11 protein-coding genes are annotated in these 16,216 nt (G+C 64.3%); 5 read left to right on the top strand and 6 right to left on the bottom strand.

The genetic code is table 11. The annotated features are described in order from the left end of the window. Positions 1-9: 9 nt before the first annotated feature. On the top strand, positions 10-1,191 hold the full coding sequence (locus FHP91_RS10160; protein WP_144309488.1) for a lipid-transfer protein: 1,182 nt from the start codon (positions 10-12) through the stop codon (positions 1,189-1,191). Next, complete coding sequence (locus FHP91_RS10155) at positions 1,178-2,314, top strand: CaiB/BaiF CoA transferase family protein (RefSeq protein ID WP_144309487.1); 1,137 nt, start codon at positions 1,178-1,180, stop codon at positions 2,312-2,314. The genes FHP91_RS10160 and FHP91_RS10155 overlap by 14 nt, the downstream gene beginning before the upstream one ends. Before the next feature lie 233 nt (positions 2,315-2,547). Here the strand turns inward: FHP91_RS10155 and FHP91_RS10150 are convergent, their stop codons facing one another. The 6 genes from FHP91_RS10150 to FHP91_RS10125 all read right to left on the bottom strand — a co-directional run bounded on the left by FHP91_RS10150 (position 2,548) and on the right by FHP91_RS10125 (position 11,403). After that, positions 2,548-2,982, bottom strand: coding sequence for a hypothetical protein (locus FHP91_RS10150; protein ID WP_144309486.1), 435 nt, complete (start codon positions 2,980-2,982; stop codon positions 2,548-2,550). Between the two features lie 208 nt (positions 2,983-3,190). Then, positions 3,191-4,051: a PoNe immunity protein domain-containing protein gene (locus tag FHP91_RS10145; RefSeq protein WP_144309485.1), complete on the bottom strand. Its 861-nt coding sequence runs from the start codon at positions 4,049-4,051 to the stop codon at positions 3,191-3,193. Continuing rightward, positions 4,048-6,657, bottom strand: coding sequence for a DUF6862 domain-containing protein (locus FHP91_RS10140; protein ID WP_144309484.1), 2,610 nt, complete (start codon positions 6,655-6,657; stop codon positions 4,048-4,050). Before FHP91_RS10140 ends, FHP91_RS10145 begins: the two co-directional genes overlap by 4 nt. Before the next feature lie 33 nt (positions 6,658-6,690). After that, on the bottom strand, positions 6,691-7,251 hold the full coding sequence (locus tag FHP91_RS10135; RefSeq protein ID WP_144309483.1) for a hypothetical protein: 561 nt from the start codon (positions 7,249-7,251) through the stop codon (positions 6,691-6,693). 282 nt (positions 7,252-7,533) lie between these two features. Beyond that, on the bottom strand, positions 7,534-8,583 hold the full coding sequence (locus tag FHP91_RS10130) for a Fic family protein (protein ID WP_144309482.1): 1,050 nt from the start codon (positions 8,581-8,583) through the stop codon (positions 7,534-7,536). An 84-nt stretch (positions 8,584-8,667) separates the two neighbouring features. Next, positions 8,668-11,403: a LuxR C-terminal-related transcriptional regulator gene (locus FHP91_RS10125; protein WP_144309481.1), complete on the bottom strand. Its 2,736-nt coding sequence runs from the start codon at positions 11,401-11,403 to the stop codon at positions 8,668-8,670. 273 nt (positions 11,404-11,676) lie between these two features. Between FHP91_RS10125 and FHP91_RS10120 the strand changes: the two genes are divergently transcribed. The 3 genes from FHP91_RS10120 to FHP91_RS10110 are packed head-to-tail and all read left to right on the top strand — an operon-like array spanning position 11,677 to position 16,215. After that, positions 11,677-13,611, top strand: coding sequence for a hydantoinase/oxoprolinase family protein (locus tag FHP91_RS10120; protein WP_144309480.1), 1,935 nt, complete (start codon positions 11,677-11,679; stop codon positions 13,609-13,611). 36 nt (positions 13,612-13,647) lie between these two features. After that, positions 13,648-14,058, top strand: coding sequence for an acetone carboxylase subunit gamma (locus FHP91_RS10115; RefSeq protein WP_144309479.1), 411 nt, complete (start codon positions 13,648-13,650; stop codon positions 14,056-14,058). A 21-nt stretch (positions 14,059-14,079) separates the two neighbouring features. Beyond that, the gene (locus FHP91_RS10110) at positions 14,080-16,215 is read left to right on the top strand and encodes a hydantoinase/oxoprolinase family protein (RefSeq protein WP_144309478.1); all 2,136 of its coding nucleotides are present in this window, start codon (positions 14,080-14,082) and stop codon (positions 16,213-16,215) included. Position 16,216 lies beyond the last annotated feature (1 nt).

The raw sequence follows: 16,216 nt of genomic DNA, 5'->3' as shown, positions 1-16,216 counted from the left end.
AGAGAAGACATGACAAACAAGACCATCGTCGCCGGGGTGGGCATGGTGCCCTTCGCCAAGCCCGGCGCCAGCGACAGCTACGACCACATGGGCGCGGCGGCCATCCGCCTCGCCCTCGTCGATGCCGGCATCGACTACGCCCAGGTGCAGCAGGCCTACGCCGGTTATGTGTATGGCGACTCCACCGCCGGCCAGCTGGCCCTCTACCAGGTCGGCATGAGCGGCATCCCGGTGGTGAATGTGAACAACAACTGCTCCACCGGCTCGACCGCGCTGTTCCTGGCCCGCCAGGCCATCGAGCATGGCATCGCCGAGTGCGTGCTGGCGGTAGGTTTCGAGCAGATGGCGCGGGGCGCGATCGTGGAGAAATACACCGACCGGCCGTCCCCATTCGCCCGCTTCGAGGCCTTGTGCGGCGAGCTGGTGGATGAGGCGCTGCCGCTGGCGCTGCGCTACTTCGGCGGCGCCGGGCGCGAGCACATGCAGCGCTACGGCACCCGCTTGGAGACCTTCGCCGCCATTCGCGCCAAGGCCAGCCGCCATGCCGCCAACAACCCGCTCGCCCTGTTCCGCAAGGTGGTGAGCACCGAGGACGTGATGAACGATGTGCCGGTGTGGCCCGGCGTGATGACCCGCATGATGGCCTGCCCGCCCACCTGCGGCGGTGCGGCGGCGATCCTGGTGTCCGAGGATTTCGCCCGTCGCCACGGCATCGACACCCGGGTGGCCATCGCCGCCCAGGCCATGACCACCGACCGCCCCGGCACCTTCGAGGATCGCAGCATGATCGAACTGGTCGGCGCCGGCATGACCCGCGAGGCCGCGCAAGCGGTTTATACCCAGGCCGGCATCGGCCCCGACGACATCGACGTGTGCGAGCTGCACGACTGCTTCGCCCATAACGAACTGATCACCTACGAAGGCCTCGGCCTGTGCCCGGTAGGCGAGGGCGAGCGCTTCGTGATGGACGGCGACAACACCTATGGCGGCGCGGTGGTCACCAATCCCTCCGGCGGGCTGCTCTCCAAGGGGCATCCGCTCGGCGCCACCGGCCTGGCCCAGTGCTATGAGCTGACCCGGCAGCTGCGCGGCACCGCCGGCCCCACCCAGGTGGACGGCGCCCGGCTCGGCCTGCAACACAACCTCGGCCTCGGCGGCGCCTGCGTGGTGACCCTCTATGAGCGCCAGTAAGCCGACGCGGCAGGGGCCGTTGGCCGGCCTGCGGGTGGTCGAATTCGCCGGCATCGGCCCGGCGCCTTTCTGCGGCATGATGCTCGCCGACATGGGCGCCGAGGTCATCCTGGTGGAACGGCCCCGCGCCATCGACCCGTCCGCCAAACCCACGCTGCTCGATCTGGGCCGCTTCACCGTCACCCATCGCGGCAAGCGCTCGCTGGCGCTCGACCTCAAGGACCCGGCCGCCATCGACACCGTGCTCGCGCTCATCGAGACCGCCGACGCGCTCATCGAAGGCTTCCGCCCCGGCGTGATGGAACGGCTCGGCCTGGGACCCGAGGTGTGCCTCGCCCGCAACCCCAAGCTGGTGTTCGGCCGCATGACCGGCTGGGGACAGACCGGGCCGCTGGCCCAGTCGGCCGGCCATGACATCAACTACGTCGCCCTGAGCGGCCTGCTCGACCTGGGCCGCAAGGGCTCCGACGGCACGCCCTGGGTGCCGCCCACCATCGTCGGCGACATGGCCGGCGGCGCCATGTTCCTCGCCTTCGGTGTGGTGAGCGCGTTGCTCGAAGCCCAGCGCTCCGGCGCCGGACAGGTGGTGGACGCCGCCATCACCGACGGCGCCGCCGTGCTCGGCGCGCTCATCCATGGCGCCAACGCGGCCGGCCTGTGGCAGCAGCACAACGTGCTCGGTGGCGCGGCGCATTTCTACAATGTGTATCGCTGCGCCGATGGCAAGTGGCTCTCGCTAGGCCCCATCGAACCGCCCTTCTACCGCGCCCTGGGCGAGGTGCTGGGCCTCGACGATGCCGACTGGCAAGCCCAATACGACCCGGCCCGCTGGCCGGCCCTGCATGCCCGGCTCGAAGCGATTTTCGCCACCCGCACGCGGGAGGAGTGGTGCGCGCTGTTCGGCGGCAGCGATGCCTGCGTGGCGCCCGTGCTGTCGCTGGATGAAGCGCCAGACCATCCGCACAACCGGGCGCGCGAAGCGTTCATCGAGATCGACGGCATCACCCAGCCCGCGCCGGCACCACGCTTTGGCCGAACGCCGGGGGCAGTGGGTGGGGCGGTGCCAGCGCCGGGGGCTGACAACGAAGCCCTTCTGCGCGAGCTGGGGTGCCGGGCGCCATGAAAGGTGAGATCGGTGCTGAGGAGCAGCGATGCCTTTGTCACAGGCGAAGAGAGCAACCATGAAGGGCTCCCTCGGAGCCTTCGTGGTGGCGGGTGTGCCTTTTGCGGTAGCTGTCGATCCTCAAGAGACATTCAGCGTCTCGACGGATCCGTGGCAGGTTTCTGAGCTGAGCTGCCGTACAGGCTGACTACTGATTGAGTGCTCCTCGGCCATACCGGTCAGATGGATGACGATTAAGCTACGGCAGGTATTCGCAAATCAGCCGCCATTGGCGGCCGTGCGGTTCCGAAAGTTCGCCTTCGGACCCGTTCGAACACAAATTCCCGACTTGGATGACCAATCCAGTCTGAGAATAGCGGCCACTGCGCCGCCTGCATGAAGCCACCGCCTTGCACGGTGTCGCCGCGCAAGGTAAGCGTGTCGCCTTTGACATCGCGTTTTTCGTAGTAGTAGGCGTTGCGCTTTTGGTTCTCGAGTGCTTCGGCGTCGGTCGACAGCTGACCGTCGCTGATGACGAAGCCGGTGTTGTCGATGTGGCGGGCGGTGAGCGCGATGGCCACATCGCCGTCGAGCTTGCCGCCGGGCAGGTTGATCAGTTGCTGTTGCCAGGGCTCGGGCAGGTACACCGTGGGGGTGAGCGATCCGCCCTGATTGACGTACCACAGCACCGGGGCGCCGAGCTGGGCTTGCTGGGCGGGGGTGAGCGCACAGCCGACGGGGATGCCGTGCTCGATGGCGAAGGCGGCGCCGTTGGCGGCGAGGATGGCTTGTTGCTGGTCGGCCGGGGGCTGGCCGGTGGTGGAGGCGTTGGGTGGGTTTCAACCCGCCGCTGCGCGGCCGGATGAATCCGGCCCTACCGGCACGGTAGACAAGCGGTCAGCCCTTGTCGCGCCCGAACAGGCGTTGCCAGAAGCCGGATTTGACTTCGGTGCGCACCGGATGCGTGCTCGGGCCGTCGGGCCTGAGTAGATCGCCGGGGTAGTGTTCATGCCCGAGACACAGGCTGTCGTCGAGGCCAAAGGCCTTGACTGCAGCGACCGCTTCAATGCACCAGCGCCCGAAGTAGCTGCCCTTCTCCAGCGGATGTTTGAGCGGGTCGCCGTAGATATACCACCACAGCTCGTCCTTGCCCCGGCGCGCCAGTTCGGCGTACCAGTGATCGACAAAGGCCTTGAGCAAGGCCGCTTGCTGCGCCTTTGGGGCGTCGATGGTCTTGAGCAAGCGAGCATAGGGCTTAGGATGCAGCAGCACACTGCCGATCCGGCGAGACGGCGCTCGACTGGCAATCACGCGGTCGAGCAAGGCGTCTTCGCCTTCGCCACCGATGAGCGCGAGCAGGCGGCGCCATTGGCCCTCCGGGATCTCAAGCGCCAGCGCGAGCCCGACCAACCAAAAACACCAGTTGTAGTGGTTCAGGTTCGCCAGATCGAAGCTCCAGTCTCGGCAGGTTTCTAGCTTGTGTTCGCGACAGATGTCCGCGGCCAGCCGGTTGGACAGTTCCCAGGCGTCGAGTAGGCCAGGGAAGTGTTCGGCCAACTCGTGAATGGGGTCACCGCGGGAATAGCAGCGGAGGAGCAAGTTTAGGTAGTACTTGCTCAAGTCAAAAGAAAACTGAGGATCGTAAGTTGGATTGGCGCTTGGCGCACGGAGCATCTCAACCTTTTGATCAATGGCGTTTGATAGAAATCCTGTCCGCTCATCCCAGTATTTCTGATTTCCCAATGGCGCACGAATCATAACTGCGCTCCCGATAGATTGGCGCCAGAAGTAAGAATCTTTGACATATCGACGGGCTTCGGCTTGCCTAAAGCATCAAGCACCTCGACAACGGTCGCCCCGTCGGGTCGGGTGGTGACCACCCATGTTTCATAGCGGCCTGCCTTTACGGCGTTTTCTACCGCAATCGCGCTCTCATCACCGACGGCTTTCTGCAATCTACCCGCCCCCAACGTCCAACTCTCACTCCCCTGTACGCCATCCAGCGTCTTGCCCAACACCTGCGCACCGGTCTTGGCATCGGTACCCACGAACTTGTACTCGATCACCACATAGTCCACATCCGGCCGGTTGACCTTGTACAGATCGTCGATGCCAGTCTCGCCCGGCCCGGGCATGCGTGCAAGCTTTTGACCATCGGGGATGATCTGGCGTACGGTGTGCTCGCCGAACAACTCACCCATGGCCGTCTTTTGCGGGTTGCTCAGCTGTTTGAGATCGAGTAGCGACTGGCCTGTCGCCGCGTCGATCATGCCGCCGCTTTCGAGCAGTGCACGTGTGGCAATTCTTTCAGCTTGGTCTGAGAATACGCGCTCCGCTGTTGCAATAATCTTCCCCGACCCCTTGACCACCAACGCCCCAGTTCCGGTCACGGCCAGTGCGCCTTCGGTGAAGAGGGTTGCCCGCAGGCGCTGGGCTTCGTCGGTGCGCCCGGCATCGTCGAGCGCGCGGGCTTCGGCCAGGGTGGTCGAGATGTGCTGCTCGATGGTGTCGACCGGGGAGGCGAAGAACTCGCCGATGGCCTCGGCGATCTGGCTCAGTTGAGCCTGCGCGGTGGTGTCGCCACTGGCCGCTTGCGCCGACAGCGTGGCCAGATCAAGCGTGCCCTTGATGGTGCCGCCGGCCACTTCGAGCACAGCGGTACCAACGTTGTAGGTGCCCGGGCTTTGCACGCGGGCCTCAAGTTTGGCCTGCTCCTGTTTGATCCAGGCCAGCTCGCTGGCAGCGCGCGAGCCGGCGGCGACATCCTGGCCGGAGAAGCTCATTCGCGCCGCATTCAAATCGGCCAACTGACCTGCGCACGCAACGCTGGATGGATTGGCGCAGGCGCTGGCGAGCAGCGCATCGCGTGCCTTGTCGAGCGTACTGAGCTCGCGCATGCGTGTCTGCTCTTGCGCCGTGCAGCCGCTACCCGCGCGACCGCACTTTTCTTCCAGCGCGGCGTATTCGGTCGATTCGAGATGGTCGAGATAGTTGTTGATGACTTCGTTCTGCGCGGCAGAGACTGCTGCCGAAGCGTCGCGGCCGGCCGCCTGCGCGACCAGCCCTCCGGCCAACATCGTTAGCGCCTGCACGACAATTTGAGCTGTTCTGTCCTCTTTGGTGACGCCCAGTGCCTCACCCAAGGAGCTGCTCATTTGCGCAGCCGTCATCGCGCCCAGCGCCCCTGCCAGCGGATCGCCCCCACGGGCCGACTCGACCATCGCCCCCAACACCCCATGCGCCAGCGTGTGGCCGACACTCCCTGGCGGGCCGAAGTTGTTGTCACCGATGTAGTCGGCCCCGGCGGCCGACCCCTCGTTGATCATCGCGTTGATCAGCGCATCCTTGAAGCTGGTGCCGTACACCGCGTTCTGGATGGCGGCCTGGGAGGCGATGGTCAGTGCGCTGCCGGTGGTGGCGCTGATGGAGCCATTGGCGACAGCCCCATCAATCTGGCCACCTACATACTGGCTGACCATCGATACCGCAAAGCTTTTGGCGCCGATACGTCGCGAGGCGTGGATGTCGCCAGTGGCGTCATAGGTGTAGTACTGATCCCAGCTCGCCGCGGCGCCCGCCCCGGCATAGGGCCCGCCAAAGAAACTGGCCACCATGGTGACGATGGTCTTGCCGATGGCGTACAGCGCGGGGCTGTTCTGCACCTGTTCATCGACATAGTTCTGACCGGGCTGGGCCGCGATGGCCTTCATGATGTTGCGGTCGGTCGGGGCGAACTGGGCGACGGTGGTGTCCTTGATCCAGCTCGCCAGGTTCCAGCCGCGCCGGTCTTTCTTGAACTCGGTCTTGAGATTGTCTTGTGCCGTTTCGTAGGTGAAGTTGTTGCCAAGGATTGCGCGAATCTCGGCTTCGAAGGCGGCGGTGCGCGAAGCTGTTTGGGCCGCATCCGCGCCGGTGATGATGAATTCACCCGAGCGTGAATAGACCTTGTCGGCGTTCAGCTCCCACTGCGCCGCCTGCATGAAGCCGCCGGGTTGAACGGTGTCGCCGCGCAAGGTAAGCGTGCCGCCTTTGACATCGCGTTTTTCGTAGTAGTAGGCGTTGCGCTTTTGGTTCTCGAGTGCTTCGGCGTCGATCGACAGCTGTCCATCAGTGAGGACGAAGCCGGTGTTGTCGATGTGGCGGGCGGTCAGCGCGATGGCTACGTCGCCGTCGAGCTTGCCGCCGGGCAGATTGATCAGTTGCTGTTGCCAGGGCTCGGGCAGGTACACCGTGGGGGTGAGCGATCCGCCCTGATTGACGTACCACAGCACCGGGGCGCCGAGCTGGGCTTGCTGGGCGGGGGTGAGTGCGCCGCCGACGGGGATGCCGTGTTCGAGGGCGAAGGCGGCGCCGTTGGCGGCCAAATCATTCGCAGATTCGACAGCGAAAGGGTTTGTTTATAGCCGTCCCGAATCGACCATGTCGCCGAAGGTACCGGCTTCTGGATCGAAATCCAGAGCTTCGAAGCTACCCGTTGGGTCGCCTGGCCAGCCAATGAGCATTTTCATGCGCGTTTCAACCACAGGTTCGGGGGCGTGGCGCCAGAATGCCCACCACGGTCGTGCAAATGGTGGGGGACTTCGCTCGTACCACCATGTATCGAGAAATTCGGTCCGTTGTCCGGCGTACCGTCCGGGCTGCTGGATGTGGTGGCGCACCGAGCCGTCGGCGTTGAGGACGAGGGCGTTGTGGGGGACGTCTGCTCGACTATTAAAGACGATGACAACAAAACGAGCATCAGGAGATGGGTATATCAAAAAAGGAGTGCTTGCGGAAAACCTCCCTCCTGCACTTCCACTCGAGTGCCATTTCGCATGGAGAGTCGTCGTAGGGGTACTCCACCAACTGCCGTCTGCATTGACAATTTTTCTACCGTGCTGGTCGAGGGCGTGATAAGGATCTTCGCTGACGCCGATGTTCAATTCTCGCCACTGACCGCCATCGGTGGATACAAACATGCGTAGCATGGCTATTGCCCGATCGAATGCGTTATACGTTTGGACTCGTCGAAGTACGTCTTCCACTCGTTCTTCACGTCGAACATGAATTCCGTCTGTGTGCCGCCGCCGGCATACATCCTGCCATCAACATCGCTATTGCGCCCTACATTTGAGCGTAGGCTCCTGGTAGGCGATCCCGAGGGTGATGCCGAGTGAGTAGAGGATGACTTTTGTCCGGGGCCTCTGGGTTTTGTTTCTGCCGCTTCGTATATTTTCTGGTCTGGTCGACGGCGAATCGCGTTACTTCAATTCGTACCAGACGCCTCTGCCGGCGCCGTGTTGCGCAAGATGCCCTTGTTCCACCAGCGCGCGAAAATGCTGCTTTAGCGTGTTGCGATTCCCTTCGGTCAGGCGGATTGCATCGCCCATGGTGATGCGCCCGTGTTCCCGGGCGAACTCGACGATTTGCAGTGACAGCTCGGGGAGCGACGCCAAAACGAGCTTTTCACGCTCGACCTTTCTATTCAGCCGGCGCACTTGTTCTGCCAGGGCGCGCAGGAAGAAAACCAGCCAGGGTTGCCAATTCGGTGTGTCGCTGCGAATGGTGCCCTGGGTTTGTCGCAGCGCCAGGTAGTAAGCCTCTTTGCTCTGCTCGATGACGCTCTCGAGCGAGCTGTAGGGGACATAGGCGTATCCCGCCTGCAGCAGCAAAAGCGTGGTGAGTACCCGGCTCAAGCGGCCGTTTCCGTCCTGGAACGGGTGAATCTCCAGGAAGACAACAACCCAGATGCCGATCAATAGCAGGGGGTGAAGCCGGGTTGTCGCACGTGCCTCGTTGAACCAGTCGATCAACTCCGTCATGAGGGCTGGCGTATCGAAAGGCGTGGCGGTTGCAAAAACGACGCCGAGCTGGTTTCCATCCTCGTCGAAGGCGACGACGTTGTTCGTGGACGTCTTGTAATTGCCCCGGTGCCAGGCGTCCTTCTCACTGTAGGTGAGCAGGTCGCGGTGCAATTGCTTGACGTGGTTTTCGGTCAAGGCAATGTCTTGCCACGACGAGAACACCAGCTCCATGACGTCGGCGTAGCCGGCGACCTCTTGCTCGTCCCGGGTGGTGAAGGATTTGATCTGGAGATTGGAGAGCAGGCGCTCGACATCGCGATCGGACAGCCGGCTACCCTCGATACGGGTCGAAGAGCCGATGCTCTCGATGGTGGCGACCCGGCGCAATGCGGAAAGACGATCCGGTGCCAGCGTGCCAAGCGCGCGCCAAGCGCCCTTGAACTCATCGATGCCGGCGATGAGGTTCAGGATTTCGGGCGTTATCTGAATGGCATTGGAACGAATCATGGGCACCAATACTACACCCATTCACACCCATTTCTACAGAGCGATCATTTCGCCAACGATCCACCTGCCTACCCTGAGCACGCCCTAAATCAGCTGCCTGCTCCGCGCCAGGGCGATGGCCTGGGTGCGGCTGTGCACCGCAAGCTTGGAATTGATGTTGCGCATGTGGGTCTTCACCGTGGCTTCGGAGAGGAAGAGTTTGTTGGCCATCTCCCGGTTCGACAGGCCTTCGGCCACCAGCGACAGGATCTGCATTTCGCGCTGGGTGAGGGCGTCCACGCCCGCGTCCGTCATCACCGGGGTGTCGGTGCTGTCCGGTTGCGGCGTGTTGGCCGGGGCCGGGCGGCCGCGTAGCCGGTTGAGGAAGGTGGCGGCGGGGCCGGTCTGGGGGTCGAGGGTTGGCCCCAGCTCGTCGAACAGGCCGGCGAGCAGGTAGTCCTCGTCGAGCAGGGTGCGTTGCAGGTCTTCTTCGGCGGCAAAGCGCAGCACTTCGGTCAGGTGGCGGCGGGCGGCGGCCAGGTCGCCGGTGAGTTGCTGTGCCCGCGCCTGCAGCAAGGTGGCCAGCAGCCGGCGCCGGCTCATGCCACCGGCCTTGTCGAGTTGTTCGAACTCGCGCTGCAGCAGCACCATGGCTTCGCCACCGGCACGCTGCATGAGCTTGAGTCGGATTGCATGCAGGCGGATGTCGTCGAGTTCGTTGGCCGGCGGCCGGCCGCTCACCGAGCTGCGCCAGCCCAGGTCCACTTCCTCTTGCTTGATGATGCTGGCGGCCAGGTTGAGGTCGCCCAGGTTCATGGCGATGCGCGCCCGCTCCAGGCGCGCGCCGCCCACCACCCGGCCGGAGCCGCGCGACAGGCCGAGGCGCTCCATTTCGCTGAGCTGGTACTGGGCTTCGTCGAGGCTGCCGCGCCGGGCTTCAATGCGGCTGAGCAGGCGGTGGGCGACGATGATGTGGTCGGGCAGGCCGGTCTGGCGGATCAGCAGCAGGTATTCGCGCAGGATCTCCTCGGCCGCGTCCACGTTGTTTTCTTCGTACCAGGCTTCGGCCAGGTACACCGCCGCGACCGCGCTGGCGCTCGAATAGCGGGAGCGCTGGCTGGCGTAGCGATAGACGGTTTCGAACTGAGCCAGCGCGGCGCGCAGCCGGCCCTGGGTAAAGCTGATGATGCCGTCGATGCAGTCGGCGTAGACCAGGCCGTAGTCGCTGTTGGCGCGGGCCATGCGCCGTTTGGCGGTGCCGAGCATTTCGCGGGCCTGGCCGAAGTTGCCCTCGATGCTCAGGCACATGGCGTAGATGTTGAGCAGCGCGCCATGGGAGAAATCGTCCCGGCCCGAGAGCTTGGGCAGGTTCTCGGCGGCGATCACCAGGCATTCGTCGATGCGGTCGGACCACAGCAGCACGCAGGGGCCGAGGGTGAGGATGCCGTCGCGGGAGCGCTCGTCGAGCCGGGTCTTGTTCTGTTCCAGGCTGGCGAGCACCAGTTTTGCCTCTTGGTAGCGATGGGCGAAGGTGAGCGCCCAGGCGTAGGCCAGACGCACCTTGAGCAGGCCTTCGAGGTGTTGCTTGGGCAGGGCCTCTACCTGGCGGATGAGGGTGGCGACCCGGCCTTCGTAGATCAGGGTTTCGGCGACCCGGTCGAGCAGGGTGGCGGCCAGCGTCATGTTGCCGGCAGCCAGGGCATGTTCGAGCGCGGTGGTGAGCACGCCCTCGGCTTCGTACCAGGCGGCGGCGCGGTTGTGCAGTTCGGCGACCTGGTCGGGATGGCGGCGCATCAGGTGGCTGCGCAGGAAATCCGCGAACAGGTTGTGGTAGCGGTAGGCCATGCGTGCGCTGTCCAGCGACACCAGAAACAGGTTGGCGCGCTCGATCTGGTCGAGCATGGCGGCGCCGTCCGGGCGGCCGGTGAGGGCGTTGCAGATCTCGGGGTTGAGGTTGCCCAGGATGCTGGTCTTGAGCAGGAAGTCCTGCACCGATTCGCTCTGGCGGTTGAACACGTCCTCGGCCAGGTAGTCGGCGATGGCGGCCTGGTCGCCGCTGAAGCCGCGAATGAAGGCGCCGATGTCGCGCTGCCCGTCGAGGAACAAGGAGGCCAGCTGAATGGCGGTGGCCCAGCCCTCGGTGCAGCGGTGCAGTTCGGCCACGTCGCGGTCGCTGATATGCAGTTGGCGCACACCGGTGAGGTAGTGGCGAGCCTCGTCGAGGGAGAAGCGCAGCAGGTCGGCGCCCACTTCCACCAGTTGCTCGCGGGCGCGCAGCTTGCCCAGGCCCAGCGGCGGGGTGGTGCGGCTGCCGATCACCAGCTGGCTGCCGGCGGGCAGGTGGTCGATGAACTGGCGCACGATCTCGTGGATGGCGCCGTTGGTGATGGTCTCGAAATCGTCCAGGAAGAGGGCGAAGTCCACGCCCTCGGCCGACAGGCGGTCCACCGCGTCGAGCAGCGCGCCCAGCGGCGCGGTCTGCGAGTCGAACAGGGAACCCGGTGCGGTGTCATGGCGGTTCTCGCCACCGCAGGCGTCGAGGGCGGCGACCAGGTAGCTGAGGAAGCGGCTGGCGTCGTTGTCCTGCGCGTCGAGGGTCACCCAGCCGGTGCCGATGCCCGAGGCGCGCGCGCGCGCCTCCCATTGCAGCATGGCGGTGGTTTTGCCGAATCCGGCGGGGGCGAGGAACAAGGCCAGCTTCACATGTGACGGGATCAGATCCGGAACCGGCGCGGCCCTGGCCACCGAGTTGGGCGTGAGCGTGGGCGGGCTGAGCTTGGCTGCACTCAGCCTGATCCGTGCGGGCTGGGCGCCGACCTCGGTTTCCGGGTCCCGATTCACAGGTGTGTCTCCTTGCGTCTTTTTTTGTGTCGACCCGCCACCGTCGGATCGTTGCGGGTGGGGGCGTATTCGTCTTTTGGAGTATATCGCCGCCCCGGCGCATGGCACGCCGAAGACTACTTTTACCGTGATTTCCGTGGCAATTCGTCGTCCATTGTGGGTATCTCCCCGCGTCTGAAAAATCATCCCTATTAACGATGTGGCGAGCGGCCAATTCCAAAACAATGCGTCCATCGAATGGCTCTTCATCAACCCCGTTCCAGAGGTGCGTACGTGGGAAAACTCATCAATATAGATAACGGTGGCACGCTGACGGATATCGTTGTTGTCGAAGGCGGGACCATCTTCCGCACCAAGACCCTGACCACGCCCTACGATTTGAGCAAGTGCTTTTTCGAAGGGCTGAAGAAGGCGTCGAGGGAAATCTACGGCGATGAAAACGTCGTCGAGTTGCTGCGGACAACCGATTACATCCGTTACTCGACCACCCAGGGCACCAATGCCTTGGTCGAACGCAAGGGCCCGCGACTCGGGTTGGTGTTGCCGGTCGGCATTTCGGTCGATGTGTTGCGACATTCACCTGGCGGCGAGGACATGTTCGACGCCTTGTTTGACCAGCGTGTCGCGTCCATCGACCTGTCGCTCGAAGGCGCCGCCTTCGAGGCCGATGTAGTGCGGGTGGTCAACGCGCTCGCCTCGGCCGGGGCCAACCGACTCGTGGTCGGCATCATTGGTCCGGATCACGAGGCGGAGGAAAAGCGGATTCGCCGGATCATCCTGCGCAAGTTCCCCTCCCATTTGCTCGGGGCGATTCCGGTGCTTTTTTCACACGAGATCGGCAGCGACATGGATGACGCCCGACGGATCTGGACGGCGGCCTTCAACGCCTTTCTCCATCCGGCCATGGAAACCTTCCTCTATCACGCCGAAAACATTCTTCGCGAACATCGCTTCAAGACTCCGTTGCTGATCTTCCGCAACGACGGCGATTCGGCCCGGGTGGCCAAGACGGTGGCGCTCAAGACTTACAGCTCCGGCCCGCGTGGTGGCATGGAAGGGGCGCGTGCGCTGGCGTCACAGCATGGCGCGGCGCGTCTGGTGACGGTCGATGTGGGTGGCACCACCACTGATATCGGTCTGGTCGAGAACGACCGTTTGCGCAGCCTGCGCTACGGCGAGGTGGAGTCGGTCGAAATCAGCCTGCCACTGGTGGATGTGGTGAGTGTGGGCGTCGGCGGCGGTTCGATCATTCGCGCGGAGGGCGGCCATATCAAGGTCGGCCCCGAGAGCGTCGGCGCGCAGCCTGGCCCGGCGTGCTTCGGACTGGGCGGCAAGCTGGCGAGCATCACCGATGTGTGCCTGCTGACCGGCATTCTCGATCCGAAGTCGTATTTCGGTGGCGAACTCACTCTTGATGCCGGTCGCGCCGAGGCAGCGATCAAGGAGAACGTGGCGACCGCTGTCGGACTGACAATCCCCGACGCGCTCACCGCCATGGAGCGGGCCTGGGTGGGCAAGGTCGCCGACAGCATTCGCCATTTCACCGAGATCACCCCGGACACCACGCTGGCCGCCTTCGGTGGGGGCGGGCCGCTGCTGATCTGCGATGTGGCCGACCGGCTCGGCGTGCGCCGGGTGATCGTGCCGGCCCTGGCCGCGGTCTTCAGCGCCTTCGGGCTCGGCTTCAGCGATATCGCCCATCACTACGAGGCCAATCTGCCCAGCGCCGACCAGGATGTGCTCGACGAGATGATCGCCAGCCTGCTCAGCCGGGCCAGCCGCGACATGTATGCCGAGGGCTTCGAGCTCGACGAGTGCGAGCAGGCGATGTCGCTCAATCGCATCGACGCCACGGGGGAGGCGCATCCGCTGGTCCACACGCTGGGTCAGCCCTTGAACGTGGCACTGGCGGCGGGTGAACACTTGTCGGTGTCGATGCGCGTGACCAAGCCGATCGAGCATGTGGCCTTCGAAGCGGTCGATGGCGGTGAGGTGCACGATGCGGTCGCGGCCGGTACCCGACGGGTGTGCCTGCCCGGCGACGATGCCCGTGATGTGCCGCTGGTGCGCATTGCCGACAACCGCGCCGGGTCGTGTGGCCAGGGCCCGGCGATTCTCGAGGAAGACTTCTTCACCTGCCGCGTGCCGGCCGGTTGGCGTTACCGCTTTGCCGGTGGCATGGACCTGGTGCTTGAAAAAGCCGACTAGCCAGAAACGCCACGCCGACATCCGAGGAGACACACAATGAAAATACCGATGACCGAATACCTGGCGATCGACCTCGATCGCGAGATGTGGGAATGCCGCTGCTGCGGCCATGTGATCCAGAGCGCCCGCGAGAACTACAAGAAGGGCTTGCTGGTGTATGACCGAAATCCGCGCGAGATCCACAAGCCCTTGCTCGACACCACCAAGTATCAGCGCAGCTTCGCGCCGGACCCCGCCTGGTGTGCGCTGCTCGAATACTACTGCCCCTCCTGCGGCACGCTGGTCGAGACCGAGTACACCGTGCCCGGCCATCCGCCGCTGCATGACATGGAATTCGACATCGACGCCTTGCGGGCCCAGTGGAAAGACCGACCGGCGCCCGCGTCTGTCGAGATTCCGGACGACGACGAGCGCATTCGCAAACTGCGCGAAACCCACGCCCACTAACTGGCACGAGGAAGAACAATCATGAAACGTGTGGCTGTCGATATCGGTGGCACCTTCACCGACTGCTTCGTCGTGTGGGACGGGAATTATGTGCAGCGCAAGGCGCTGACCACGCATCACAACCTGGCGCTGGGCTTTAACGAGGCGCTCGACTATGCCTGTGGCGACCTGGGGGTTGATCGCGAGGCACTGCTCTCCGAAGTGGACTCGGTGCGCTACGCGACCACGCTTGGCACCAACGCGCTGATCCAGCGGCGAGGACCGAAAGTGGCGGTGCTGGTCACTGCCGGTTTCAAGAGCGTGCTGCCCATCTCGCGCGGCCGCGGCTACGGCGAGGGGCTGGATATCAGCCGGCAGATGGATATCCCCAACGCTGCCCGACCCGATCCGCTGGTGCCCATCCCGATGATTCGACAGGTGCGCGAGCGCATCGACTACAAGGGCGCGGTGGTGATGGACATCGACGAGGATGACCTGCGCCTGCAACTGCGTGAGCTGGTGGACAAGGGCGCTGAGGCGCTGGTGGTGATGCTGGCCAACAGCGTGGTGAACCCCGATCACGAGCTGCGCGTGCGCGAGATCTTTCTTGAGGAATATCCGGCCCACATGCTCGGTGCGCTGCCCATCGTGCTCTCGCACCAGGTGGCGGGGCGCAAGGGCGAGTATGTGCGCGGCATGTCGGCGATCATGGATGCCTTCTTGCACAAGGTCATGTACCACGGGCTCGGCACGCTGGAGCTGAATTTGCGCAATTCTGGCTACCAGCGCCCCATGCTGGTGGTGCACAACTCCGGCGGCATGGCCCAGCTCAACTCCACCGATGCCTTGCAGACCGTGCATTCAGGCCCGGTGTCGGGGGTGGCGGCTTCTGAACACCTGGCCATGGAGGCAGGTCTGGGTAACGTGGTGGCCACCGATATGGGTGGCACCAGTTTCGACATCGGCATCGTGGTCGAAGGCGGGGTGAAGCACTATGACTTCAACCCGGTGATCGAGCGCTGGATGGTGAGCGTGCCCATGGTGCACCTGGTCACGCTCGGTGCCGGTGGCGGCTCGGTGGCTACGTTTGATCGGATGTACAACACCGTCAAGGTGGGCCCCGAAAGTGCCGGATCCGACCCCGGTCCGGCCAGTTACGACCGCGGCGGCCTCAAGCCCACGGTGACCGACACCGACCTGCTGCTCGGCTATCTCGACCCCGAGAACTATGCCGGTGGCAAGATCAAGCTCAACCCGCGCAGGGCCAAGCGTGCCATTGAAGATTCCCTGTGCGATGAGCTCGATCTGGACACCATCGAGGTGTGCAAGCTCATCAAGCAGACCGTGGATGCCAACATGGCCAACGGCATGGCCGCCGAGTTGCGTGCCCGCGGCTATGACCCCGGCCAGTTCACCATGCTCGCTTACGGCGGCAATGGCCCGCTGCACGCTTGTGGAATAGCCCGCAGCCTTGGCATTGGCCATATTCTGGCGCCGCCCTACAGCTCGGTGTTCTCGGCCTGCGGCGCCGGAAACATGCACCAGATGCACATCCACGAATCTTCGGTGTTCATGGTGTTGTTCGACTCGAATCGCAAGCAGCTGTTCAACGACTACACCCGCTTCAACGAGATCGTCGCCGATCTGGAAATGCGCGGCAGCGAGGACCTGACGCGCCAGGGTATGCGGACCGAGGACATCCGCTACCGACTCGAACTCGATATGCGCTACGGCAACCAGCGGGTCGAGACCGCGGTGGTCACCGAGCTCAGCCGCCTGGCCAGCATGGCCGACGTGCTCAAGCTTATGGACCAGTTCCACACCAGCTACGGCGACCGCTTCGGTGCCGGGAGTCAGGCGCCCGAAGCCGGCGTGCGCATCAACACCATCCGGGTGTGCGCCTACGTAGAACTGGAGACCGTGCGCTTCGCCGGCATCAAGCCGACCGGGCCGGACAAGGCGCCGGGCGCGCCGGTGGGCAGTCGGGCCTGCCATTTTGTCGGTGTCGATGGCGCAGTTGAGACACCCATCTACGACGACGCGGCGCTCGAGGAGGGCACTCGCATCGTCGGCCCGGCCATCGTCGTGACCACGGCAACCACTTACCTCGTCGAACCCGGCTGGCAGTACCGGGCCGCCGGTCAGGGCGCGGTGTGGTTCAAGCAACTCGCCGACTGAC

Origin of the sequence: Denitromonas halophila, from assembly GCF_007625155.1 — a bacterium.
In the GTDB taxonomy this organism is placed as follows: Bacteria; Pseudomonadota; Gammaproteobacteria; order Burkholderiales; family Rhodocyclaceae; genus Nitrogeniibacter; species Nitrogeniibacter halophilus.
The sequence above is the reverse complement of the archived record's forward strand: the minus strand, read 5'-3'. Positions and strand labels throughout refer to the sequence as shown.

What these genes read in the sequence shown, in the direction of transcription:
- FHP91_RS10160 (WP_144309488.1), top strand. Translation starts at nt 10, where the DNA reads ATGACAAACAAGACCATCGTCGCCGGGGTGGGCATGGTGCCCTTCGCC.
- FHP91_RS10155 (WP_144309487.1), top strand. Translation starts at nt 1,178, where the DNA reads ATGAGCGCCAGTAAGCCGACGCGGCAGGGGCCGTTGGCCGGCCTGCGG.
- FHP91_RS10145 (WP_144309485.1), bottom strand. Translation starts at nt 4,051, where the DNA reads ATGATTCGTGCGCCATTGGGAAATCAGAAATACTGGGATGAGCGGACA.
- FHP91_RS10135 (WP_144309483.1), bottom strand. Translation starts at nt 7,251, where the DNA reads ATGTTTGTATCCACCGATGGCGGTCAGTGGCGAGAATTGAACATCGGC.
- FHP91_RS10130 (WP_144309482.1), bottom strand. Translation starts at nt 8,583, where the DNA reads ATGATTCGTTCCAATGCCATTCAGATAACGCCCGAAATCCTGAACCTC.
- FHP91_RS10115 (WP_144309479.1), top strand. Translation starts at nt 13,648, where the DNA reads ATGAAAATACCGATGACCGAATACCTGGCGATCGACCTCGATCGCGAG.
- FHP91_RS10110 (WP_144309478.1), top strand. Translation starts at nt 14,080, where the DNA reads ATGAAACGTGTGGCTGTCGATATCGGTGGCACCTTCACCGACTGCTTC.